This window comes from Variovorax sp. Varisp53 (assembly GCF_059491555.1).
This window is the reverse complement of the sequence record NZ_CP168512.1, coordinates 4,050,360-4,073,768: the sequence shown is the minus strand read 5'-3', so window position 1 is coordinate 4,073,768 and position 23,409 is coordinate 4,050,360. Positions and strand designations below refer to the sequence as shown.

Sequence of the window (23,409 nt, the reverse complement as noted above, 5' to 3'; positions counted from 1 at the left end):
GACGGAGACAAAGTCTTGATTCACCCCTTCCTGCCGCCCCGCGCGGTCGTCCGCGAAGTGGGCCTGCGCGACGGCCTGCAGAGCATCGCCCGCGTGCTGTCCACCGAACGCAAGCTCGAATGGATCCGCGACGCGCATGCGGCCGGCCAGCGCGAGATCGAAGTCGGCTCCTTCGTGCCGGCGCACCTGCTGCCGCAACTGGCCGACACGGCCGAACTGCTGGCCTATGCGAAGACCTTGCCGGGCCTCTTCGCGTCGGTGCTGGTGCCCAACCTGAAGGGCGCGGAGCGTGCCATCGCGGGCGAGGCCGACCTGATGATCGTGCCGCTCTCGGCCAGCCACGCGCACAGCCTCGCCAACCTGCGCAAGACGCCCGACGAGGTGGTGGCCGAGGTGGGCCGCATCCGCGCCGCGCGCGATGCCGCGGGCTCGAAGACGCTCATCGACGGCGGCGTGGGCACGGCCTTCGGCTGCACGCTCCAGGGCCACGTCGACGCCGACGAAGTACTGCGGCTGATGCAGGCGCTGCTCGACGCGGGGGCCGACCGCGTGAGCCTTGCCGACACCGTCGGCTATGCCGATCCGGCGATGGTCCGCAGCCTGTTCGAGCGGGCGCTGCGCATCGCGGGCGACCGGCTGTGGTGCGGCCACTTCCATGACACGCGCGGCCTCGGGCTGGCCAATGTCTATGCCGCGCTGGAAGTCGGCGTGACGCGCTTCGACGCCTGCCTCGCCGGCATCGGCGGCTGCCCGCATGCGCCCGGGGCCAGCGGCAATGTCGACACCGAAGATCTCGTCTTCATGCTCGAGAGCATGGGCGTCGCGACCGGCGTCGATCTGCCGAAGCTGCTCCAGCTGCGCAAGCGCGTGGCGGGCTGGCTCGAAGGCGAAACGCTGCAGGGCACGGTATGGCGCGCGGGCTTCCCGAAGACCTTCGCGGCCACGGCGGGGGTCACGGCATGAGCACGACCGGCACCCAAGAAAAGCGCCTGCCGCTCGCCGGCATCCGCGTGGTCGAGTTCACGCACATGGTCATGGGGCCGACCTGCGGCATGGTGCTCGCGGACCTGGGCGCGGAAGTCATCAAGGTCGAGCCGATCGAGGGCGACCGCACGCGGCACCTGCTGGGCGCGGGGGCCGGCTTCTTTCCCATGTTCAACCGCAACAAGAAGAGCATTGCGCTCGACCTCAAGAAGCCCGAGGGCATCGAGGCCGCGCTGCGCCTGTGTGCCACCGCCGACGTGGTGGCGCAGAACTTCAAGCCCGGCACCATGGACAAGTACGGCCTGGGCTATGCCGCGCTCGGCAAGCTCAACCCGCGCCTCGTGTACGTGAACCACACCGGCTTCCTGCCCGGCCCGTACGAGCACCGCACCGCACTCGACGAGGTGGTGCAGATGATGGGCGGCCTCGCCTACATGACCGGCCGCCCCGGCGATCCGCTGCGTGCCGGCACCAGCGTGAACGACATCATGGGCGGCATGTTCGGCGCCATCGGCGCCATCGCCGCGCTGATGCAGCGCGCCGAGACCGGCAAGGGGCAGGAGGTGCAGTCCGCGCTGTTCGAGAACAACGTGTTCCTGGTCGGCCAGCACATGCTGCAGTACGCCATCACGGGGCAGGCCGCCGCGCCGATGCCCGAGCGCATCTCGGCGTGGGCGCTGTACGACGTGTTCACCGTGAAGGACGGCGAGCAGATCTTCCTGGCCGCGGTGAGCGACGCGCAGTGGAAGACCTTCTGCGACGCGCTGGGCTTCGACGACCTGAAGGCCGACCCGGCCCTGCGCACCAACAACGACCGCGTGCGCTTGCGGCCCACGCTGCTGGCCGATCTGCGCCAGCGCCTGGCCGATCGTTCGGCGGCGGAACTGTCGGCGATCTTCGAGGCCAGGGGCCTGCCGTTCGCGCCGATCACGCGGCCGGAAGACCTGTACGAAGACCCGCACCTGAAGGCCACCGGCGGGCTCGTGGACATCCGCCTGCCCGACGGCGAGCGTGCCGGCGAAACGGCGCAGACGACGCTGTTCCCGATCACGCTCGGCGGCGAGCGCCTTGGCGTGCGCCTGAATCCGCCCACGCTCGGCGAGCACACGCGCGAACTGCTGGCCGAGCTGGGCTATGCACGCGAGCAGGTGGACGCCCTGCACGCCGATTCGGCGGTGGCCTGAGCCTGCGATCCTTTTCCCAAAACATAAAGAGAGACAAGACCATGACGAAGACACTTCCCTCGACGAACCTGAATCGCCTGAACCGCCGCGCGGTGCTCGGCCTCGGCGCGTGCGCCGCCGCGGTGGCCGCGATGGGTGTGCGTCCCGCGTTCGCGCAGGGCTCCGACAAGCCCATCCGCTTCATCCTGCCGATCAGTGCCGGCTCGGGTGTCGACACCATCGTGCGCGCGGCCGCGCCCGCGCTCGGCAAGGCCTTCGGCCAGCCGGTGTTGATAGAGAACCTGCCGGGCGCGGGTGGCATCACCGGCGCGGCGGCCATCGTCAAGGCCGCGCCCGACGGGCTCACGCTGGGCATGGTGTCGAACAATCACGTCATCAATCCGGCGGTGTTCAAGAAGATGCCCTTCGACGCGATCAACGACGTCACGCCGATCAGCGTGGTGGGCGCGACGCCGCTGGTGCTGCTGGTGAACCCGAAGGTGCCCGCGAAGAACGTGAAGGAACTGGTGGCGCTGCTGCGCGCCAAACCCGGGGGCTACAACTACGCCTCGTCGGGCAACGGCACCATCATCCATCTTGCCGGCGAGATGTTCATGGACGAGGCCGGCGTGAAGGCACGGCACATCCCCTACAAGGGCACCGGGCCGATGGTGACCGACATGATCGGCGGGCAGGTCGAGATGGGCGTGGTCGCGCTGCCGGCCGTGCAGCAGCACATCCGAAGCGGGGCGCTGCGCGCCATCGGCCTGTGCGGGGCGACGCGCTCGCCGGCCGCGCCGGAGATTCCGACCATCGCGGAGCAGGGGCTGCCGAACTACGCGGTCGAAGGCTGGTTCGCGGTGATCGGCCCGCCGAAGATGCAGGCGGCCGACGTGCAGCGCGCGCACGATGCGGTGGCCGCGGCCTTCACCAGCGCCGAAGTGCGCGAAGCGATGGACAAGCAAGGCAACGTCATCAAGCCCACGACGCCCGAGCAGGCCGCGAGCTACTTCCGCAGCGAGGCCGCGCGCTATGCGGCGCTGGTGAAGAAAGCGAACGTGGTGCTGGAGTAAGGTTCTTGCTCCTTCCCCCTCTGGGGGAAGGCTGGGATGGGGGCAGGCGGCCGTCGATGAGGCGCTGCGTTGCGGCCGATGCCGTCGTGCCCCCACTCCGACCCTCCCCCGGGCAGGGGAGCAAGAAAAATCAAGCAGGCCCGACCGCGCGGTACAACGCCCGCACGAAATCCGACTGCGTGATCATCCCCGTCAACCGCTTCTCGCCGTCGATGATCGGAATGTGGTGATGCCCGCCCTCGGAGAACAGCGGCACCAGGTCGACCACGGGCCGGTCCGCACTGGCCACGCGCACCTGGCGCGTCATGATCTGGCCGACCACCTCCGGCTTGTTCGACATCACCGTGCGCGTGGCGCGGATCAGGTCGCGCAGCTTGCCGGCGATGCCGTCATGGTGCTGCAGGTCGAGCTGGCGGAAGAAGTCGGCCTGCGTGACGATGCCGACCACGCGGCGTGTGCGGTCGGTGACGGGCAGGGCCTTGATGTGTCGTTCGTGCATCAGCGTCCAGGCTTCCTGCAGCGGCGTGCCGAACTCCACCGAGATGGGCACGCTGGACATGATGTCGGCGCAGGTCAGCGTACCGAGGCGCCGCTTGTACGACTCGAGCTCGGTTTCGCGGATCAGCGATTCGAGGTCGTCCCGGCTGATGTCGAGCACCTGGTTGTAGCGCGTCAGCACCGCGTCGATGTCGGCCTGGCTGAAGCGCGCATCGGCAGCGGGCGGGCGCACCACCTGCACGTGCGGATAGCGCCGCCCGGTGAGCGTGTTGTAGGCCACGCCGGCCAGCACCAGCAGCAGCGAATTGGTGAGGAAAGGGAAGAGGGCGGCCGAGAAATGCGTGGTGTGCGTCAGCACCGCCAGCAGCGCCGCGGCGCCGCCGGGCGGGTGCAGGCAGCGTGCACTGAACATCAGGCCGATGGCGCCGGCCACGGCCACGGCGGCGGCCAGCGCGGGGTCGGGAATCCAGTTGGCGGCGGCGATGCCGACCAGCGCCGACAGCGTGTTGCCGCCGATGACCGACCACGGCTGCGCCAGCGGGCTCGCCGGCACGGCGAACACCAGCACGGCGCTGGCGCCCAGCGGCGCGATCAGCCAGACGGTCGCGGCGAGCGGGCCGGCCAGCCACCGGCACAGCAGCGCCGTGGCCAGCAGCCCGAGGCCGGCGCCCGCAACCGCGCGCAGCCGTTCGCGCGCATCGACGGTGGTGCGGCCCGGCAGCCAGGCGCGCGCGTGATTCAAGAGTGCCTCGAACCGCATCGCAGCCTCCGGCCTCAGCCTTCGTGAGCCACCAGGCGCCCGATCTCGGGCCAGCGGCCATGCAGCCACACCCATGCGACCAGGCCGATGCCGAGCATGCCCATGGAGGTCAGCGCCAGCGCGAGCGTCGAGTGCATCACCAGCGGCGCCACCGCACCGGCCACGATGCCGTTGGCGGTGGAGCCGATCACGGCCTGCAGCGACGAGCCCATGCCGCGGCGCTCCGGGTGCAGGTCGAGCACCAGCAGCGTGACCACCGGCACCATCAGCGCCCAGCCGAAGGCGAATACCGCGAGCGGCCACAGCGCCCAGGCCACGTGCGCCTCGAAGAAGGTGTTGGCCACCACGTTGACCACCGAAGTCGCCAGCATGATGACGAAGCCGTCGCGGATCTGCCGCTTGGGCGCCACCTTGCCGGCCATGCGGCCGCTGGCACGTGCGCCGAGCATGATGCCGCCGATCGTCAGCAGGAAGAACCAGAAGAACTGCTGCGGCTGCAGCGCGAGGTGGTCGCCCAGGAACGCGGGCGCGGCCAGCACGTAGAGGAACATGCCGTTGAAGGGCACGCCACTCGCGAAGGCCAGCAGCAGGAAGCGCGGGTCGGAGCACAGGTCCCAGTAGCCGCGCAGCAGGTACCGCACCTGGAAGGGCTGGCGGTGGTCCTTGTGCAGCGTCTCGGGCAGCAGCTTGTAGTTGGCGGCGAACAGCACCACGCCCACGGCCACCAGGAACCAGAACACAGCATGCCAGCCCGCGTGCACGAACAGGAAGCCGCCCACGATCGGCGCGATGGCCGGGGCCACGCCGAAGTAGATCGTGACCTGGCTCATCACCCGCTGCGCCTCGGCCGGCGGGAACATGTCGCGGATCACCGCGCGCGAGACCACGATGCCGGCGCCGGTCGAGAGGCCCTGCAGCCCTCGGAACAACACGAGCTGCGTGATGTTCTGCGACAGCGCGCAGCCCAGCGAGGCGAGCGTGAACACTGCCAGTCCCCACAGCACCACGGGCCGGCGGCCGAAGCTGTCCGACAGCGCGCCGTGGAACAGGTTCATGAATGCGAAGCCGAACAGGTAGGCCGAGAGCGTCTGCTGCATCTCGGCCGGCGTGGCGCCGATGGAGCGCGCGATGCCCGAGAAGGCCGGGATGTAGGTGTCGATGGAGAAGGGCCCGAGCATGCCGAGCACTGCGAGCAGCACGGCAAGCGCCCAGCGTGGGGCTTGCCAGAGCTTGTCTGCATCGGGATTCATGAGGTTTGCTCCATTCTTCTTGTCGCGAAGGCCAAAAAAGAAAGCGCCCTTGCGGGCGCCTCCTCGTCAGAGAAATACCGGGAGACCGGCTTAGAGCGTATCAATAAAGCTGCGCAGCTTGTCGGAGCGGCTCGGGTGCTTCAGCTTGCGCAGCGCCTTGGCCTCGATCTGGCGGATGCGCTCACGCGTCACGTCGAACTGCTTGCCGACCTCTTCCAGCGTGTGGTCGGTCGACATCTCGATACCGAAGCGCATGCGCAGCACCTTGGCTTCGCGCGGCGTGAGGGAGTCCAGGATGTCCTTCACCACGTCGCGCAGGCCGGCTTGCATGGCGGCCTCGATGGGGGCCGTGTTGCTGCTGTCCTCGATGAAGTCGCCCAGGTGCGAATCGTCGTCGTCGCCGATGGGGGTTTCCATCGAGATCGGCTCCTTCGCGATCTTCATGATCTTGCGGATCTTGTCTTCCGGAATCTCCATCTTCGCGGCCAGGATGCCGGCGTCGGGCTCGAAGCCGAACTCCTGCAAGTGCTGGCGCGAGATGCGGTTCATCTTGTTGATCGTCTCGATCATGTGCACCGGGATGCGGATGGTGCGCGCCTGGTCGGCGATCGAGCGGGTGATGGCCTGGCGGATCCACCACGTGGCGTAGGTCGAGAACTTGTAGCCGCGACGGTATTCGAACTTGTCGACCGCCTTCATCAGGCCGATGTTGCCTTCCTGGATCAGGTCGAGGAACTGCAGGCCGCGGTTGGTGTACTTCTTGGCGATGGAGATCACGAGGCGCAGGTTGGCCTCGATCATTTCCTTCTTGGCGTCGCGCGAAGACGATTCGCCTTCGTTCATGCGCTTGTTGATGTCCTTGAGCTGGGTCAGCGGCACCACCACGCGCGACTGGATGTCGGTCAGGCGTTGCTGCAGTTCCTGCACCGGCGGAATGTTGCGCGCGAGCACGGCGCTCCAGGGCTTGCCGGCGGCGGCCTGCTTCTCGACCCACTTGAGGTTCAGCAGGTTCGACGCGATGCGGTTGCCGTTCTTGTCGTAGCCGCTGAAGTCGCGAATGAACTCGTCCTGCGGGAAGCCGCACTTGTCCACGATGATGCGGCGCAGCTCGCGCTCCTTCTTGCGCACGTCGTCGACCTGCGTGCGCACCAGGTCGCACAGCTTCTCGATGGTCTTGGCCGTGAAGCGGATGGTCATCAGCTCTGCGGACAGGGCCTCCTGGGCCTTGACGTACGCCGGCGTGCCGTAGCCTTCCTTGTCGTAGATCTTGTGGACTTTCTCGAACATTCCGGCGATGCGGTCGAAGCGCTCGAGCGCTTCGCGCTTGAGTTCCTCGAGCTTCTTGGTCAGGGCCTTGGAGCCGCCCTTGCCGTCATCGTCGTCTTCCTCGTCGAATTCGTCGAAGTCTTCTTCGGCCACGTAGTCGTCGGCCTCGTTGGGGTTCGAGAAGCCGTCGACGATGGTCGAGATGACGACCTTGCCTTCGCGGATCTCGGCGGCCAGGCGCAGAATTTCGGCGATGGTGGCGGGGGAGGCCGAGATGGCCTCCATCATGGCCATCAGGCCGCCTTCGATGCGCTTGGCGATTTCGATTTCGCCTTCGCGCGTCAGCAACTCGACCGTGCCCATTTCGCGCATGTACATGCGAACCGGGTCGGTGGTGCGGCCGAATTCGCTGTCCACCGTGGACAGGGCCGCTTCGGCTTCTTCCTCGGCTTCTTCCACCGTGGTGGCGGTGGGCGCGGTGTTGTTCAGCAGCAGGGTTTCGGCGTCGGGCGTCTGCTCGTACACCGCCACGCCCATGTCGTTGAGCATGGTGACCACGACTTCCATGGTCTCGGCGTCGACCAGCTTGTCGGGCAGGTGGTCGGAGATTTCGCCGTGCGTGAGGTAGCCGCGGGTCTTGCCCAGCGTGATAAGGGTCTTCAGGCGCGAACGGCGCTTGGCCAGGTCTTCTTCGGAGAGCACGGTCTCGTCGAGGCCGAACTCCTTCATCAAGGCGCGTTCCTTCGCCTTGCTGATCTTCATGCGCAGCGGCTTGACCTTTTCTTCGGTGGTCGTGGCAGCCGCGGGCTCGTCGCCGGCCAGATCTTCCTCGATGTCCGACAGGTCGATGTCGTTCTCGGGCGCATCCTTGTCAGCCTTGGGCTTGCGGCCGCGCTTGGCGCCGGTGGCAGGCGTGGCGGCGCCGGCGGCCTTGGGCGGGCGGCCGACTTTCTTGGCTGCCGGGGCGGCTGCTTTTTTGGGATCGTCGAGAGAGGTCGATTTCGTGGGCACGGTTTTCACTTTCGTTGCGGCTGCCGATCTGGATGCGGCGGCGGCCGTCTTGGTTGCCGGCTTCGCGCCGGCTTTCAACGGTTTTTCTGCTGCGGGCTTGGTGGCGACGCTTTTGGCAAGTGAAGGAGCAGGCTTCTTTGAACTGGGCATACGACCTCGTTACGGCAAGAAAGAACAAGCGAAATCACAGGCGCACCGTCACAAGGACAGCGCCACCACAGCCCGTGCACAGGCACGGACTAAAAACAATTGGGAAAGAGGAATGAATTCCTCAGCAGGCAAGATGTCGGGCGAACATTTGGTGTGCAGTCCTTGCGGTTATTGACCCTTTCCGCCGGAATTTACCGTTGGAGTGCGTTGCGCTAGGGGTCGGCCCGGAGGTGCTGCTGTCGCTCTTGCCTAATTTCGCCAGTTGCGAAGCCCTACATTATAGCGTGTTGCGCAAATTTCAAGCAGTTTCTGAACCCGAGGCGCGCAGGCGAGCGCGCAATTCGAGCCGCCGGGTTTCCAGTGCCTTGTAGCGCTCCAGGGCTTTCGGGTCTTTCCCGACGGCCGCGATGGCTTCGCTCTGCTGGGCCTTGAGGCGGTCGTCGAGCATGAAATCGAGCACGCTGGCGAGTTCGCGGGCGGCGTCGGCCAGGTGCTGCGCTTCTTCGCCTTCGGGGATGGGCCCGGCTTCGGAGACGGACATCAACCGCTCGGCCAGCGGCTCGAAGCCGAGTCCGCGCAGGCCTTCGCGCAGGGCTGCCCAGGGCTGGACACCGTGCTCGTGCAGCTGGCTGTCGAGCCAGGTGAAGAGGGCACCGTGGTGGCCGGGCAGTTCGCAGAGCATCAGGTGGAGCTCGTGCGACAGGGCTTCCCACTGCGCCATGTTCGACAGCAGCAGCCGCACCGCCACGTCGGGGCGGCTGGGTGGGGCGCCGCGTCCGCGCAGGGGCTCGATGGGTTCCTCGAACTTGCCGCCCCAGCGCTTGCCGCCCTTGCCCGTGAACTTGCGCTGCTGGAACTTGGGCTTGCTATCGCTTTCATAGCGAGGCGGCTCGTAGTCCTGGGGCGGAGGCATGTCCGGGTAGTAGTCGTCGCCGCCGCCACCGCTGAAGCCCGGGGGCTCGCTGTGGCGCTGCGGCGCCGGTGCGCCGCCGGCCTTGCGCGGGCCGGGCGTGGAGGCCCAGAGGTCCGACAGCGCCGCTGCATCGAGCTGCACCAGCGTTGCGATCTCGCTCAGCAACTGGCGCTTGAGTGCGCCGTCGGGCATGGCGCTCCAGAGCGGGCGCACGTTGCTCGTCATGTGGGCGCGGCCCTCGGCGGAAGTCAGGTCGCAGCCTTCGCGAGCGGCTTCGAGCATGAAGCGCGACAGCGGCGTTGCCTCGTTCACGAAGCGGGCGAAAGCCTCGGCGCCGTGCTCGCGGATGAAGCTGTCGGGGTCGTGCTCGGCCGGCAGGAACAGGAACTTGATGCTGCGCACATCGGTGGCGTACGGCAGCGCGCCGTCGAGCGCCTTGCGCGCGGCGCGCCGGCCCGCGGCGTCGCCGTCGAAGCTGAACACCACCGATTCGGTGAAGCGGAAGAGCTTCTGCACATGCTCCGTGGTGCAGGCCGTGCCGAGCGTGGCCACCGCGTTCGGAAAACCGAGCTGCGCCAGCGCCACCACGTCCATGTAGCCCTCGGTGACGAGTGCATAGCCGCGGTCGCGGAAGGCGGCGCGGGCTTCGTAGAGCCCGTAGAGCTCGCGGCCCTTGCTGAAAACGGGCGTTTCGGGCGAGTTCAGGTACTTGGGCTTCTCGTCGCCCAGCACCCGGCCGCCGAAGCCGATGCATTCGCCCTTCACGTTGCGGATCGGGAACATCACGCGGTCGCGGAAGCGGTCGTAGCGCTTCGCCTCGGCCTCGCTGAGCTGGCCTTCCTCGTTGTTGACGATCACCAGCCCGCTCTCGGCGAGCAGCGGGTCGTCATAGTCGGGAAACACGCTGGCCAGTGCGCGCCAGCCGGCCGGTGCATAGCCGATGCCGAACTGCTTGGCCACTTCGCCCGACACCCCCCGGCCCTTCAGGTATTCGATGGCGCCGGGCGCCTGCCGCAGGTGCTTGCGGTAGGCGTCGCCGGCCTTTTCGAGCACGTCGGTCAGCGTGGCCTGCTTCTGGCGCTGGCTGGCGGCGCGGGCGCGCTCGGCGGGGGAGGCGTCGTCTTCCGGCACCTGCAGGCCGTACTGGCCGGCCAGGTCGTGCACCGCCTCGACGAAGCCCATGCCGGCATGCTCCATCAGAAAGCCGATGGCGTTGCCATGCACCCCGCAGCCGAAGCAGTGATAGAACTGCTTGGTCGGGCTGACGGAGAAGGAGGGCGATTTCTCGCCATGGAACGGGCACAGGCCCATGAAATTGGCGCCGGCCTTCTTGAGCTGCACATAGCGGCCGACGATCTCGACCACATCGGCGCGCGCGATGAGTTCCTGGATGAATGAAGCGGGGATGGTCATGTAGGCGAAGAGCGGCAAATGATACGCAAGCGGGTGAAGCCTCGCGGCCCGGCGGCATACTGAAAGCGACTGGATCCACGCACGACGATGCCCAAACCCCTGCAACACATTGCGCCGCTGCTGCGCCACCCCCTGCGGTTCGCCTGGGATGTGCTCAAGGAATTTCGCGCCAACCAGGGCCTGCTGCTCGCGGGGGCGGTGGCGTACTACGCCTTGCTGTCCATCGTGCCGCTGCTGATCGTGAGCGTGATCGCGCTGTCGCACGTCATCGAGCAGGCCGAGCTGCTGCGCACCATCGGGCGGTACCTCGAATGGCTGTTGCCGGGGCAGTCGAAAGCCATCGTTGGCGAGCTCTCGAGCTTCCTGGACCATCGCGACGTGCTGGGGCCGGTGCTGCTGGTGACGATGATCTTCTTCAGCTCGCTGGCCTTCAGCGTGCTCGAAAGTGCCATGGCGGTGATCTTTCACCACCGCAAGGCGGACCACAAACGCCATTTCCTGGTTTCGGTGGCCATGCCCTATGTCTACATCCTGTGCCTGTGCGTCGGGCTGCTGCTCGTCACGCTGGTGTCGGGCGCGCTGCAGCTGGTGGGGCAGGAAAGCGTCGACCTGCTGGGGCGCAGCTGGTCGCTGTCGGGTGTTTCGGGGTTGCTGCTGTACCTGCTGGGGCTGGGTGGCGAGATCTTCATGCTGACCTCGCTCTACCTCGTGATGCCGGCCGGGCGCATGTCGCTGCGCCATGCGCTGCTGGGCGGCGTGACGGCCGCGCTGCTGTGGGAGGCCACGCGGCGCGTGCTGATCTGGTATTTCTCGACGCTGTCGCAGGTGAACGTGGTCTACGGCTCGCTCACCACGGCCATCGTGGTGCTGCTGAGCCTGGAGATCGCCGCCACGCTGGTGCTGCTGGGCGCCCAGGTGATCGCGAACTACGAGCGCCTGGACCGCACCGGCAGCACGAAGCCGCCCAAATCCGCTCTCAGCGGGGAGCCAATCGAATCGCTCCGTCCAGACGAATCACCTCGCCGTTGAGCATGTCGTTCTCGATGATGTGCTTCGCCAGCTTGGCGTAGTCCTCGGGCGTGCCCAGGCGGGAAGGGAAGGGCACGCTGGCGGCCAGGGCATCCTGCACTTCCTGCGGCATGCCGAACAGCATGGGCGTGCCGAAGATGCCCGGGGCGATGGTCATGTTGCGGATGCCGCTGCGTGCGAGGTCGCGGGCAATGGGCAGCGTCATGCCGACCACGCCGCCCTTCGAGGCGCTGTAGGCGGCCTGGCCGATCTGGCCGTCGTAGGCCGCGACCGAGGCGGTCGAGATCAGCACGCCGCGCTCGCCGGTGGCTTCGGGCTCGTTCCTGCCCATGGCGTCGGCCGCCAGGCGGATCATGTTGAAGCTGCCGATCAGGTTGACCGTGACGGTCTTGCTGAACACGGCCAGCGCGTGCGGGCCGTTCTTGCCCACCGTCTTCTCGGCCGGGGCGATGCCGGCGCAATTGACGAGGCCGACCAGCTTGCCGAGCTTGAGCGCGGCGGCCACCGCGGCCTGGCCGTCGGCTTCCTGGCTCACGTCGCACTTGACGAACACGCCGCCGATTTCCCTGGCAACCGCTTCGCCCTTGTCAGCCTGCATGTCGGCGATCACCACCTTGGCGCCATTGGCCGCCAGCATGCGCGCCGTGCCTTCGCCGAGGCCCGAAGCGCCACCGGTCACGATAAAAACCTTGCCGTCGATCTGCATGGAGAGTCTCCTGAAATGAGACCCGCATTATCGAAGAGGCCCGCCAGACGAAAAAAAGGCCTCGTCGTGAGACGAGGCCCTGAATTGGATCCGTGAGGACCCAAGGAGACAACTGGTGGTGGTCGCCAGCTTAGCGCTTGCGCGAAGCGGTTGCGGTCTTTGCGGCGGCAACGGCTTGCGTGGACACGGCATTGAAGTTGGCTTCGGCGACGTCCGATGCTTGCTTGACGGCCTTCTGGACCGATTCGAAAGCGTTGTTGGCGGCAGCCACGGCGCTCTTCAGCACGGCAACGGCGGTTTCCGAACCGGCGGGGGCGTTCTTGGAGGCGCTGTCGACCAGGCCGACAAAGGCTTGCTGGGCTTCGGCAGCCTTGGCTTCGAAGGCCTTGCCGAATTCGGCGCCGGTGCCTTGGGCGATGTCGTACAGGTGACGGCTGTAGGCAGCGGTCTTTTCAGCCAGGGGCTGGAACAGGCTGGCTTGCAGCGTCAGCAGCTCTTGGGCGTCCTTGACGCTCAGGGCGGCTTGGGCGGTGCTCTGGGCTTCGACCAGGGCAGCCTTCGAGGCGGTCACGTTCAGTTCGACGAGCTTCTCGACGCCTTCGAAAGCCTTGGTGGTCAGGCCGAAGAGGGTTTCGAGGTTTGCCTTTTGGGCGGCGAGGATTTGGTCAGCGGTCAGGGCCATTTGGGAAATCTCCAGAAGGGATGATTGAGTGGTCGATTCACGTTGCGCTGTCTCGCCGTCTATGTTGCGGTGCAGCATGGCCTCAAGTATAGGCAGCTGAGTTTTGCGATCAAGGGGTTTTTGCTGCCATGCAGCAATTTAGAAGCCGTCTTCTAAATTCGGCTTCCCGGGCAAAATGCCGCGCGATGAGCGCCCCGACCAAACCAATCCCCCAGGCCCGCGGCAGCTACCGCGCTTTCCGCAGCATTCCGACGCGCTGGGCCGACAACGACATGTACGGCCACGTCAACAACGTCGTCTACTACAGCTGGTTCGACACCGCGGTGAATGCACTGCTGATCGAGCGCGGCGCGCTCGATATCCACGAGGGCTCCACGATCGGCTTCGTGGTGGAGACGCAGTGCAACTATTTCGCGCCCATCGCGTTCCCGCAAACCGTCGAGGCGGGCATTCGGGTGGCCCAGGCGGGCCGGTCGAGCGTGCGGTATGAAATCGCGCTGTTCGCCGAGGGCGCGGACAGCGCTGCGGCACAGGGCCACTTCATCCACGTCTACGTGGACCGCGTCACGCAGCGCCCGGTACCGCTACCCGAGGCGCTGCAACGCGTGGTCGATTCGCTCAAGGCTTGACCGGCGCGGTCCGTTCTGAAGTTCCTGCGGTCTTCTTCATCGCCTTGATGTCGGCCTTGCCCTGGGCTTCGTCGGCCTTGGCCTGCTTCACGCAGGCGGCCTTCGCATCGCCCTTCTGGTCGTCGCACTTTTCCTTCGCGACTTCGTAGGTGGCCTTCACCTTCTCTTCAGCCACGTTGCGGGCGTGGCTGTCGCTCGGCTGGTACTGCTGCTCCAGCTCGGCCTTGGCGACGTTTTCCTTGCCCTTGGCTTCCTTCTGGCAGACGTCCTTGGCGTTGTCCTTCATCGTGTCGCACTGGGCCTTCGCGACCTTGTAGTCGGCCTCGATCTTTTCCTTGGCGACCTTGTATTCATCCTTGGTCATGGCGCTGGCCTGCGTGGCCACGAAGCAGGTGGAGGCGAGGGCCAGCATGAGGAGATGTTTTTTCATGGGATGTTTTCCTTCCGGAGTGGATGAAATTCAGGAGCTGTTCAATAGCGTTCGAACCAGAGCGCGTCCGGCGTGCGGCCATCGCGCGATTCCCAGTCCTTGACCTGCTTCTCGGCTTCTTCGCGGCTGATGCCGTGGCGCTCCTGGATGCGCCCGAGCAGCTGGTCGCGCTTGCCGGCGATGACGTCGAGGTCATCGTCGGTCAGCTTGCCCCATTGCTCCTTGACTTTGCCCTTGAGCTGTTTCCAGTTGCCTTCGATGGTGTCCTTGTTCATGCAAACCTCCTTTGACTTTGAGCCAGGTTGATCCGGCGGGCCGTGTGCTTCGCCGTGGAATCACTGTCATCGGGGGGATTCACCCTCACGGTAGGACGTGCAGTTCAGGCCCCGTAGGCAGAGGCCGACTCACCCCGTGATAATCGAACGGACGCCGAAAGTTTGAGACACCGCGCACAGCACCATGATCATTCACAGCCTGCTCGACACCGACCTCTACAAGTTCACGATGATGCAGGTGGTCCTGCATCACTTCCCCGGGGCCCGGGTCGAGTACCGCTTCAAGTGCCGCAACCCCGGCGTCGACCTGGCGCAGTTCGCGGGACAGATCCGGGACGAGGTGCGCAGCCTGTGCTCGCTGCAGTTCCGCGACGCCGAGCTGGCCTACCTGCGCTCGATGCGCTTCATCAAGAGCGACTTCGTCGACTTCCTCGGGCTCTTCCGGCTCAACGAGAAGTACATCAACATCGTTCCCCAGCCCTCGGGCGAGCTCGAGATCCGCATCAAGGGGCCGTGGCTGCACACCATCCTGTTCGAGATCCCGGTGCTGGCCATCGTCAACGAGGTGTACTTCCGCAATACGCAGAAGAAGCCCGACTTCGAGGAAGGCCGCCGCCGCCTCGAAACCAAGATCGCCCAGCTGCAGGACGCCGGCCTCGCCGACCTGAAGATCGCCGACTACGGCACGCGCCGCCGCTTTTCCAAGGACTGGCACGAAGAGGTGCTGCGTACGCTGACCGCCCGCCTCGGCGCCGTCACCTCGCCGCCGGTGCAGGCGCCGCCCGGCACGCGGCTGCCGCAGCTCGCGGGCACCAGCAACGTGCTGTACGCCATGAAGCTGGGCCTGATCCCGCTGGGCACCATGGCCCACGAATACCTGCAGGCCTGCCAGGCGCTCGGCCCGCGGCTGCGCGACAGCCAGATCTTCGGCTTCGAGAGCTGGGCGCGCGAGTACCGCGGCGACCTGGGCATCGCGCTGTCCGACGTGTACGGCATGAACGCGTTCCTGCGCGACTTCGACATGTACTTCTGCAAGCTCTTCGACGGCGCCCGCCACGACAGCGGCGACCCGTTCCAGTGGGGCGAGCGCATGCTGGCGCACTACGTCGCCAACCGGGTCGATCCGCGCACCAAGACGCTGATCTTCAGCGACGGCCTCACGGTGCCGCGCACCATCGAGCTCTACCAGCAGTTCCGCGGCCGCTGCCAGTTGGCCTTCGGCATCGGCACCAACCTCACCAACGACCTGGGCTACGAGCCGCTGCAGATCGTCATCAAGATGATCCACTGCAACGACCAGCCGGTGGCCAAGCTGTCGGACACGCCATCCAAGAACATGTGCGAGGACGAAAAATACCTGGCCTACCTGCGCCAGGTCTTCGAGATCGAGCAACCCCCGGCGTGAAGGCTGTACTGGCCCCTCTGGTACGGTACGGCCCCATGAAAAAACCCCTTCGCCTTGCGGCGGCCGCGCTGCTGCCGCTGATGTTTCCCGCGCTGGCGATGGCCGCCGACTTCGACGGCGCCGCGCTCTCGCCGCTGTGGGGCGTGCCGTTCGCCGGCATCCTGCTGTCGATCGCGCTGTTCCCGCTGCTGGCGCCGGGCTTCTGGCACCACCATTACGGCAAGGTTTCGGCGGCCTGGGCGCTGGCCTTCCTGCTGCCCCTTGCCGCCACCTTCGGCGTTTCGCTGGCCGGCGCCCAACTCGTGCATGCGCTGGTGGAGGAGTACATCCCCTTCATCATCCTGCTCACGGCGCTGTTCACCGTGGCGGGCGGCATCCACATCCGGGGCAACCTGCACGGCGCGCCCGGCCTCAACACCGGGCTGCTCGCCATCGGCGCGGTGCTCGCGAGCTTCATGGGAACCACGGGCGCGTCGATGCTGCTGATCCGGCCGCTCATTCGTGCCAACGACAACCGCATGCACCGGGTCCACGTGGTCGTGTTCTTCATCTTCATCGTTTCCAACGTGGGTGGCTCGCTCACGCCGCTGGGCGATCCGCCGCTGTTCCTCGGCTTCCTGAAGGGCGTCGACTTCTTCTGGACCGCGAAGAACATCCTGCCCGACACGCTCTTCATCCTGGCCGTGCTGCTCGCGCTGTTCTACGCCATCGACCGCCACTACTACCGCAAGGAGGGCGTGCTGCCGGTCGACCCGACGCCCGACACGAAGCGCATCGGCTTCGACGGCGCCGTCAACTTCTGGCTTCTGGGCGGCGTGGTCGCGTTCGTGCTGCTCAGCGGCTTCTGGAAGTCGCCCGTCGGCTTCGATGTCTTCGGCACCCGGGTAGGCCTGCCGGGCCTGGTGCGCGACGCGGGCCTGATCGCCATCACGCTGCTCTCGCTGAAGATCACGCCGGCCAAGGTGCACGCCGACAACCAGTTCGAGTGGGGCCCCATGGCCGAAGTGGCCAAGCTGTTCGCGGGCATCTTCCTGACCATCATCCCGGTGATCGCGATGCTCAAGGCCGGCACGCAGGGGCCGTTCGGCGCCGTCGTCTCGGCCGTGGCGCGCGCCGCCGGCCAACCCGACCCGGCGATGTATTTCTGGGCCACGGGCATGCTGAGCTCCTTCCTCGACAACGCGCCGACCTACCTCGTGTTCTTCAACACCGCGGGCGGCGACCCGGCGGCGCTGATGACCACCTACGCCAACACGCTGGCCGCCATCTCGGCTGGCGCGGTGTTCATGGGCGCCAACACCTACATCGGCAACGCGCCCAACCTGATGGTCAAGGCCATCGCCGAGAGCCGCGGCGTGCGCATGCCGAGCTTCTTCGGCTACATGGCGTGGTCGGTGGCCATCCTGGTCCCGCTGTTCGTTCTTTCCACCTTCATCTTCTTCCGCTGAGTGCAAACATCATGAGCAAGCCCAAGATCCTGGTCGCGCGCGCGATCTTTCCCGAAACCATCGAACGCCTCTCGCAGCACTTCGAGGTCGAGTCGAACCAGTCCGACGAGAGCTGGAGCAAGGAACAGTTGATCGCGAAGCTGCAGGGCAAGCAGGGCGCCTTCACCACCGGCAGCGAGCGCATCGACGCCGCCGTGCTCGACGCCTGCCCCGGCCTGAAGATCTGCGCCAACATGGCGGTGGGCTACAACAACTTCGACGTCGACGCGATGGCCGCGCACGGCGTGCTCGGCACCAACGCGCCCGACGTGCTGACCGAGACCACGGCCGACTTCGGCTTCGCGCTGCTGATGGCCACGGCGCGCCGCATCACCGAGAGCGAACACTTCCTGCGCGCGGGCAAGTGGCAGAAGTGGAGCTACGACATGTTCGCGGGCTCGGACATCCACGGCTCGACGCTCGGCATCATCGGCATGGGCCGCATCGGGCAGGGCATCGCGAAGCGCGGTGCACACGGCTTCGGCATGAAGGTGGTCTATCACAACCGCTCGAAGCTCGACGCCGCGCTCGAGACGGAATGCAAGGCCAGCTACCTGAGCAAGGAAGAGTTGCTCAGGACGGCGGACCACGTCGTGCTGGTGGTGCCCTATTCGCCGGCCTCGCACCACACCATCGGCGCGGCCGAGATCGCGCTGATGAAGCCGACCGCCACGCTCGTCAACATCGCGCGCGGCGGCATCGTCGACGACGCGGCGCTGGCCACGGCCCTGCGCGAAAAGCGCATTGCCGCCGCGGGCCTCGACGTGTTCGAGGGCGAACCCAAGGTGCACCCCGACCTGCTGACCGTGCCCAACGTGGTACTGACGCCGCACATCGCCAGCGCCACCGTGCCCACGCGCCGCGCCATGGCCGATCTCGCGGCCGACAACCTCATCGCGTACTTCGGCGGCAAGGGGCCGCTGACACCCGTGACGCCCGTTCCTCCAGCCGGCAAATAAGCAGAGGCAGTACCGCAACCTTGGACGCTTCGCTGATCCTCATCGGACTGGCCGCGCTCGCGGTCATCCAACTCGTGCTGGTGATCTGGTTGCTGGCCCGCCGGCAGCCCCCGTCCGACCACAGCGACGTGTTGCGCGTGCTGGCCGCCCTGGGCTCGGCCAACGAACGCACCGAGCGCGAACTGCGCCACGACATCGGCGAAAGCTCGCGCGGCGTGCGGCAGGAAACCGCGCAGGCCTTCGCCACTTTCCAGCAGGCGCTGGTGCAGCAGGGCGCCGAAGCCACGCGCACGCAGAATGCGCAGCTCGACGCGTTCTCCCTGCAGCTCGCGTCCCTGCAGAAGACGCTGGCCGACACGCTCAGCACGCAGCTGCAGGGTTTGAGCGAATCGAATGCACGCCGCCTGTCCGAAGTGCGCGCGACCCTGGAAGCGCAGCTCGCGCAGCTGCAGCAGACCAACGCCGTCAAGCTCGACGAGATGCGCAAGACGGTCGACGAGAAGCTGCAGAGCACGCTCGAGGCGCGCCTCGGCGAAAGCTTCAAGCAGGTGGCCGACCGGCTCGAGCAGGTGCACAAGGGGCTCGGTGAAATGCAGACGCTGGCCGTGGGCGTCGGCAGCCTGCAGCGCGTGCTGACCAACGTGAAGACGCGCGGCGTGTTCGGCGAAGTGCAGCTCGAGGCGCTGCTCGAACAGGTGCTCACGCCCGACCAGTACGCCAAGCAGATAGAGACCAAGCCGCGCAGCGGGCAGCGTGTCGATTTCGCGATCCGCTTTCCGGGGCGAGGCGAGGACGGTGCGCCGGTGTGGCTGCCCATCGACGCCAAGTTTCCGCGCGACGACTACGAGCGGCTCATCGACGCGCACGAACGCGCCGATGCCGTGGGTGCCGATCTGGCGGCCAAGGCGCTCGAAGCGCGCATCCGCACCGAGGCCAGGTCGATCGCCGACAACTACCTCGCTGCGCCGCACACCACCGATTTCGCCATCCTCTTCCTCCCGGTCGAGAGCCTCTATGCCGAGGTGCTGCGCCGTCCCGGCCTGATGGATGCCATCCAGCGCCAGCACCGCGTGACGCTGGCCGGCCCGACCACCTTGCTCGCGATGCTCAACAGCCTGCACATGGGCTTTCGCACGCTGGCGCTGGAGCAGCAGGCCTCCGAAGTCTGGAAGGTGCTGGGCGCAGTGAAGACCGAGTTCGAGCGTTACGGCGAATGGGTCGCGCGCGTCAAGGAGCAGGTGGCCAAGGCTTCCGACACGCTCGACAAGGCCGACACGCGCGCCAAGCAGATGCGCCTGGCGCTGCGCAAGGTCGAGGCGCTGCCCGAGGCGCAGTCGCAGGCGTTGCTGCTGCCCACCGCCGACAGCGAGGCCGAAGACACCCCGTGAAAGGTTCCGAACTGCTGCGCGTGATCGGGGCCCAGGTGTGCCTGCACGCGACCATGGCCGGCATGCGGCTCGCCACGCCGCTGCTGGCGCTGCAGCAGGGCTACAGCGCCGCGGCGGTCGGCCTGCTGATCTCGCTGTTTGCGCTGACGCAAGTCTTCCTTGCATTGCCTGCCGGACGCTTTGCCGACCGATACGGTTTCAAGCGGCCGCTGTGGCTGTCGGTCATTGCGGCAGTCGTCGGCGCGGGGCTCGTGGTGATCTTTCCGATCTTTCCGGTGATGTGCATTGCAGCCCTGCTGACAGGCGGCGCCACGGGTGCGACGGTCATCGCGCTGCAGCGGCACGTCGGCCGCTCGGCCACCGACGCGACGCAGCTCAAGCGCGTGTTCAGCTGGCTCGCCATTGCGCCGGCCGTGGCCAATTTCGTCGGGCCCTTCCTGGCCGGCATGCTGATCGACCATGCGGGCCGCTCGCCCGCGGACATGCTCGCGTTCCGCATTTGCTTCGCGGTGATGGCGGCGCTGCCCATCCTCTGCTGGATGCTCGCGCGCGGCGCGCACGAGCCACCGCCCGCCGCGCCCGTGCCGGGCGCCACGCCGACCCGCGCTTGGGACCTGCTGCGCGAACCGATGTTCCGCCGCCTGCTGTTCGTGAACTGGCTGCAGTCGTCGAGCTGGGACGTGCACGCCTTCGTGCTGCCGGTGCTGGGGCACGACCGGGGCATCAGCGCCTCGGTGATCGGCTCGATCCTCGGCGCCTTCGCGATCGCGGCGGCGGTCGTTCGCGTGGTGCTTCCGGTGATCGCCTCGCGCGCTTCGGAGCGCAGCGTGATCCTGAGTTCAACGGCCGTCACGGCGATGGTGTTCGCGGTCTATCCGCTGCTGGACTCGGCCCTGAGCATGGGCGTGTGCTCGGTGGTGCTCGGCTTTGCGCTGGGCGCGGTGCAGCCGATGGTGATGAGCATGCTCCACCAGATCACGCCGCACACCCGCCACGGCGAGGCGCTGGGCCTGCGGCTCATGACCATCAACGCGTCGAGCGTGGCGATGCCGATGCTGTTCGGCTCGCTCGGTGCGCTGATCGGCATCGGCGGCGTGTTCTGGGTGGTGGGAGGCGTGGTGGCGCTCGGCGCGCGCGCCACCTGGGGCCTCAAGGTCTAGAGCTTGTAGAAGCGCTTGATCGCGCTCCATGCGTCTTCGGGCGCGTCGACGTATTCGAAGAGCTTCACGTCGCCCGGCGAGATCACGCCCTCGTCGACCAGAAAGTCGAAGTCGATCAGCCGCTTCCAGTAGTCCGAGCCGAACAGCACGATCGGCACCGGCTTCGACTTCTTCGTCTGCACCAGCGTGATCACCTCGAACAGTTCGTCGAGCGTGCCGAAGCCGCCCGGAAACGCCACCAGCGCCTTCGCACGCATCATGAAATGCATCTTGCGGATGGCGAAGTAGTGGAACTTGAAGCTCAGCGCCGGCGTGACGTACGGGTTGGCCTCTTCTTCCATCGGCAGCGCGATGGCCAGGCCGACCGAGAGGCCGCCGCCTTCGTGCGCGCCGCGGTTGGCCGCCTGCATGATGCCGGGGCCACCGCCGGTGCAGACGAAGAGCTTGTCCTGCGGCTCCTTGTCGTTGCTGTACTGCGCGACCATCTTGCCGAAGGCGCGCGCCTTCTCGTAGTAGTGCGAATTGCGCGCCAGCCGGCGCCAGCGCTCGGATGCCGCGGCGTCGCCGGCGGCATCGGCCTGCGCGATCATGGCGGAGGCGTCTTCCTCGCTGCGAAAGCGCGCGCTGCCGAACACCACCACGGTGTTCTCGATGCCATGGGCGCGCTGCTCGAGATCGGGCTTCATCAGCTCGAGCTGCATGCGGATGCCGCGCGTCTCCCGGCGCAGCAGGAACTCGGGGTCGGCGAAGGCGATGCGCGAGGGATCGGGGTCGAGCGGCAGGCCTTTGTCCGCATGGGACTGGAGCGTGGCCCAGGCATCGGCGAGGCGTTTGTCGTGAATGTTGTGCGTGTTGTTCATGAGAAAACCAGACGGAAGGACCTTGGGAGATTGTGCAGCGTTGCAACTGCCATGCCCACCAACAAAAAAAGCTCCTTGCGGAGCTTTTTTCGAGGGTGGCGGTCAGCCGGGAAGGAGGCTCAGACGCGCTTGCGGTATTCGCCGGTGCGCGTGTCGATTTCGATCTTGTCGCCTTGCGACACGAAGAGGGGCACGGGCACTTCGAAGCCGGTGGCGATCTTGGCGGGCTTGAGCACCTTGCCCGAGGTATCGCCCTTGACGGCGGGCTCAGTCCAGGTAATTTCGCGCTCGACGCTGGTCGGCAGTTCGACCGAGATGGCCTTGCCGTCGTAGAACACCACTTCGACGGCCATGCCGTCTTCGAGGTAGTTCAGGGCGTCGCCCATGTTTTCGGCTTCGACTTCGTACTGGTTGTAGTCGGCGTCCATGCAGACGTACATCGGGTCGGCGAAGTAGGAGTAGGTGCAATCCTTCTTCTCGAGCACGATCTGGTCGATCTTGTCGTCGGCCTTGAAGACCACTTCGGTGTTGAAGTTGGCGATCAGGCTCTTCATCTTCATGCGCACGGTGGCGGAGTTGCGGCCGCCGCGGCTGTATTCGGTCTTGAGGACGACCATCGGGTCCTTGCCGTGCATGATGACGTTGCCGGCGCGGATTTCTTGAGCGATTTTCATAACAGGGTCTCTGGATGTTGGCCGCTCGGTGCACGGGGCTGCCGGCGACGCTTGCCGGCATTGTTGGCCCCGCGGTACAGGTCCCGCGGCAGGTTTAGCGGAGAGCATCTCGAATCGTTGAGATTCGGGCCGAAATCCGCAAAGCCCACTATTTTAGCTTTTTTGGCCGATCAGTTTCCGCAGTTGCGTGACCAGATCGTCCTGGGCGAGCAGCCGCGTGCGGGCGTCCAGTGCTGTTTCGAGCCATGGGCCCTGTGTTTCAGGCAGCGGCAGGGCACTGCCGACGAAGCCGTTCCAGGCGTGGTGGAAAAGCCGCAGCGAGGGCGGGGCGCCGAGCCAGTCCAGCCAGGCGTTCAGCTTGACGTGGTGGGCATCGTCGTCCTGCGGGTAGATCTGCCAGACCAGCGGCGCGCCGGCCCAGAGGGCGCGCACCAGCGAATCCTCGCCGCGCACGAAATTCAGCTCGCAGGCCCAGAGCAGGTGATCGAAGTCGGGCTGCGTGAGATAGGGGAGGTATGAAATTGATAGCGCGCCGCGCCCGTGGGGCGATGGGGCGCCCCCAAAACAAGCCTGGACTGCCTGGGTGGCGCGGCCCGCCGTCACCAGCAGGCGCGCGGGTTCGGGGCCTTCCGCCAGCCGGGCGAGCAGGGCGGCCAGCGCAGGCGGCTCGTAGCAGAAGAGGGAGAGCAGGCGTTCGCCGGTTCGCCATGGGATCTGCCGTTCGGCCAGCCACTGCACCCGGTCGAAGCGTGCCCGGCGTTCCATCAGGTCGGGCTCGCGCAGCAGCCCGCCCGTGACGGGCGTGAAGCCCGGATAGAAAAAGCGCTTGGTCAACCCGGCGCCGGGACCCCTGAACACCGGCGATGGCAGCCCGTGCAGCCGCTCCACGTATGGCTCGGCCGACAGGTACTCGAGATTGATCCACGCCAGGCCCGGCCTTTCGGCGAAGCGGGCAATCGACTCCGGCGCCGGCTCGCAGCCGAAGGCTTCTATCAGCACGTCGGGCGCCGGCCCCGCTACGGCAGCCTGAAGTGCAGCGGCGTCGAGCCAGTCGATCACCTCCACGCCGTCGCGACCAGTGCGAGCCTCGGGCGCCATCCAGCGCAGCGCCGCCGCATCGTCGATCCACAGCCGCACGCGTTCGCCGAGCGCAGCCAGCTGGCGGGCCAGCCGCCAGCAGACGCCGAGGTCGCCGTGGTTGTCGATGACCTTGCAGAAGATGTCCCATTGCCTCGATTGCATGG

22 protein-coding genes are annotated in these 23,409 nt (G+C 66.7%); 11 read left to right on the top strand and 11 right to left on the bottom strand.

Features of this window, described 5'->3' with window-relative positions; translation table 11 throughout:
* Nucleotides 1-15 precede the first annotated feature (15 nt).
* The 3 genes from ACEOAB_RS19095 to ACEOAB_RS19085 are packed head-to-tail and all read left to right on the top strand — an operon-like array spanning nucleotide 16 to nucleotide 3,220.
* Nucleotides 16-963 carry a hydroxymethylglutaryl-CoA lyase gene (locus tag ACEOAB_RS19095; protein WP_413749851.1) on the top strand — a complete coding sequence of 316 codons (948 nt, stop codon included), beginning with the start codon at nucleotides 16-18 and terminating at the stop codon, nucleotides 961-963.
* The gene (locus tag ACEOAB_RS19090; RefSeq protein ID WP_413749850.1) at nucleotides 960-2,168 is read left to right on the top strand and encodes a CaiB/BaiF CoA transferase family protein; all 1,209 of its coding nucleotides are present in this window, start codon (nucleotides 960-962) and stop codon (nucleotides 2,166-2,168) included. The genes ACEOAB_RS19095 and ACEOAB_RS19090 overlap by 4 nt, the downstream gene beginning before the upstream one ends.
* A 41-nt stretch (nucleotides 2,169-2,209) precedes the next feature.
* Nucleotides 2,210-3,220, top strand: a complete 1,011-nt coding sequence (locus ACEOAB_RS19085; RefSeq protein WP_413749849.1) for a tripartite tricarboxylate transporter substrate binding protein — start codon at nucleotides 2,210-2,212, stop codon at nucleotides 3,218-3,220.
* Nucleotides 3,221-3,350: 130 nt separating this feature from the next.
* Here ACEOAB_RS19085 and ACEOAB_RS19080 read toward each other — a convergent pair whose 3' ends face one another.
* The 3 genes from ACEOAB_RS19080 to rpoD form a co-directional block, all read right to left on the bottom strand.
* On the bottom strand, nucleotides 3,351-4,478 hold the full coding sequence (locus ACEOAB_RS19080) for an HPP family protein (RefSeq protein ID WP_495653045.1): 1,128 nt from the start codon (nucleotides 4,476-4,478) through the stop codon (nucleotides 3,351-3,353).
* Nucleotides 4,479-4,492: 14 nt separating this feature from the next.
* Nucleotides 4,493-5,728, bottom strand: coding sequence for a multidrug effflux MFS transporter (locus ACEOAB_RS19075; protein WP_413748297.1), 1,236 nt, complete (start codon nucleotides 5,726-5,728; stop codon nucleotides 4,493-4,495).
* A gap of 90 nt (nucleotides 5,729-5,818) precedes the next feature.
* Entirely contained in the window at nucleotides 5,819-8,005 is a 2,187-nt protein-coding gene (gene rpoD / locus ACEOAB_RS19070) for an RNA polymerase sigma factor RpoD (RefSeq protein WP_235507900.1), read from the bottom strand.
* Here rpoD and ACEOAB_RS19065 point away from each other — a divergent pair.
* Nucleotides 7,998-8,330: a hypothetical protein gene (locus ACEOAB_RS19065; protein WP_413748298.1), complete on the top strand. Its 333-nt coding sequence runs from the start codon at nucleotides 7,998-8,000 to the stop codon at nucleotides 8,328-8,330. The two genes, rpoD and ACEOAB_RS19065, sit on opposite strands and share 8 nt — an antisense overlap.
* 123 nt (nucleotides 8,331-8,453) lie before the next feature.
* Here ACEOAB_RS19065 and dnaG read toward each other — a convergent pair whose 3' ends face one another.
* On the bottom strand, nucleotides 8,454-10,481 hold the full coding sequence (gene dnaG / locus ACEOAB_RS19060) for a DNA primase (protein WP_056590426.1): 2,028 nt from the start codon (nucleotides 10,479-10,481) through the stop codon (nucleotides 8,454-8,456).
* Between the two features lie 87 nt (nucleotides 10,482-10,568).
* Between dnaG and ACEOAB_RS19055 the strand changes: the two genes are divergently transcribed.
* The gene (locus ACEOAB_RS19055) at nucleotides 10,569-11,510 is read left to right on the top strand and encodes a YihY/virulence factor BrkB family protein (RefSeq protein WP_413748299.1); all 942 of its coding nucleotides are present in this window, start codon (nucleotides 10,569-10,571) and stop codon (nucleotides 11,508-11,510) included.
* Here the strand turns inward: ACEOAB_RS19055 and ACEOAB_RS19050 are convergent.
* On the bottom strand, nucleotides 11,458-12,216 hold the full coding sequence (locus ACEOAB_RS19050) for a 3-hydroxyacyl-CoA dehydrogenase (RefSeq protein WP_007830663.1): 759 nt from the start codon (nucleotides 12,214-12,216) through the stop codon (nucleotides 11,458-11,460). The genes ACEOAB_RS19055 and ACEOAB_RS19050 overlap by 53 nt on opposite strands.
* Before the next feature lie 130 nt (nucleotides 12,217-12,346).
* Entirely contained in the window at nucleotides 12,347-12,898 is a 552-nt protein-coding gene (locus ACEOAB_RS19045; protein ID WP_007830664.1) for a phasin family protein, read from the bottom strand.
* Between the two features lie 185 nt (nucleotides 12,899-13,083).
* Here ACEOAB_RS19045 and ACEOAB_RS19040 point away from each other — a divergent pair, with 185 nt between their 5' ends.
* Nucleotides 13,084-13,527, top strand: a complete 444-nt coding sequence (locus ACEOAB_RS19040; RefSeq protein ID WP_056590190.1) for an acyl-CoA thioesterase — start codon at nucleotides 13,084-13,086, stop codon at nucleotides 13,525-13,527.
* Here ACEOAB_RS19040 and ACEOAB_RS19035 read toward each other — a convergent pair.
* Nucleotides 13,517-13,957, bottom strand: coding sequence for a hypothetical protein (locus ACEOAB_RS19035; protein ID WP_056590193.1), 441 nt, complete (start codon nucleotides 13,955-13,957; stop codon nucleotides 13,517-13,519). The genes ACEOAB_RS19040 and ACEOAB_RS19035 overlap by 11 nt on opposite strands.
* A gap of 41 nt (nucleotides 13,958-13,998) precedes the next feature.
* Complete coding sequence (locus tag ACEOAB_RS19030; protein ID WP_056590196.1) at nucleotides 13,999-14,232, bottom strand: CsbD family protein; 234 nt, start codon at nucleotides 14,230-14,232, stop codon at nucleotides 13,999-14,001.
* 184 nt (nucleotides 14,233-14,416) lie between these two features.
* Between ACEOAB_RS19030 and pncB the strand changes: the two genes are divergently transcribed.
* The 5 genes from pncB to ACEOAB_RS19005 are packed head-to-tail and all read left to right on the top strand — an operon-like array spanning nucleotide 14,417 to nucleotide 20,631.
* Nucleotides 14,417-15,637, top strand: coding sequence for a nicotinate phosphoribosyltransferase (gene pncB / locus ACEOAB_RS19025; protein ID WP_413748300.1), 1,221 nt, complete (start codon nucleotides 14,417-14,419; stop codon nucleotides 15,635-15,637).
* A 35-nt stretch (nucleotides 15,638-15,672) separates the two neighbouring features.
* Entirely contained in the window at nucleotides 15,673-17,085 is a 1,413-nt protein-coding gene (locus ACEOAB_RS19020) for a sodium:proton antiporter (RefSeq protein WP_495653044.1), read from the top strand.
* A gap of 11 nt (nucleotides 17,086-17,096) precedes the next feature.
* The gene (locus tag ACEOAB_RS19015; RefSeq protein ID WP_413748302.1) at nucleotides 17,097-18,083 is read left to right on the top strand and encodes a 2-hydroxyacid dehydrogenase; all 987 of its coding nucleotides are present in this window, start codon (nucleotides 17,097-17,099) and stop codon (nucleotides 18,081-18,083) included.
* A gap of 20 nt (nucleotides 18,084-18,103) precedes the next feature.
* On the top strand, nucleotides 18,104-19,471 hold the full coding sequence (locus tag ACEOAB_RS19010) for a DNA recombination protein RmuC (protein WP_413748303.1): 1,368 nt from the start codon (nucleotides 18,104-18,106) through the stop codon (nucleotides 19,469-19,471).
* Nucleotides 19,468-20,631, top strand: coding sequence for an MFS transporter (locus ACEOAB_RS19005; protein ID WP_007830685.1), 1,164 nt, complete (start codon nucleotides 19,468-19,470; stop codon nucleotides 20,629-20,631). The genes ACEOAB_RS19010 and ACEOAB_RS19005 overlap by 4 nt, the downstream gene beginning before the upstream one ends.
* Here ACEOAB_RS19005 and ACEOAB_RS19000 read toward each other — a convergent pair.
* From ACEOAB_RS19000 to earP, 3 genes are all read right to left on the bottom strand, one after another.
* Nucleotides 20,628-21,491: an LOG family protein gene (locus tag ACEOAB_RS19000; RefSeq protein ID WP_007830686.1), complete on the bottom strand. Its 864-nt coding sequence runs from the start codon at nucleotides 21,489-21,491 to the stop codon at nucleotides 20,628-20,630. The two genes, ACEOAB_RS19005 and ACEOAB_RS19000, sit on opposite strands and share 4 nt — an antisense overlap.
* A 119-nt stretch (nucleotides 21,492-21,610) precedes the next feature.
* Nucleotides 21,611-22,165 carry an elongation factor P gene (gene efp, locus ACEOAB_RS18995; protein WP_007830687.1) on the bottom strand — a complete coding sequence of 185 codons (555 nt, stop codon included), beginning with the start codon at nucleotides 22,163-22,165 and terminating at the stop codon, nucleotides 21,611-21,613.
* A gap of 153 nt (nucleotides 22,166-22,318) precedes the next feature.
* Nucleotides 22,319-23,407 carry an elongation factor P maturation arginine rhamnosyltransferase EarP gene (gene earP, locus ACEOAB_RS18990; RefSeq protein ID WP_495653043.1) on the bottom strand — a complete coding sequence of 363 codons (1,089 nt, stop codon included), beginning with the start codon at nucleotides 23,405-23,407 and terminating at the stop codon, nucleotides 22,319-22,321.
* Nucleotides 23,408-23,409: the final 2 nt, after the last annotated feature.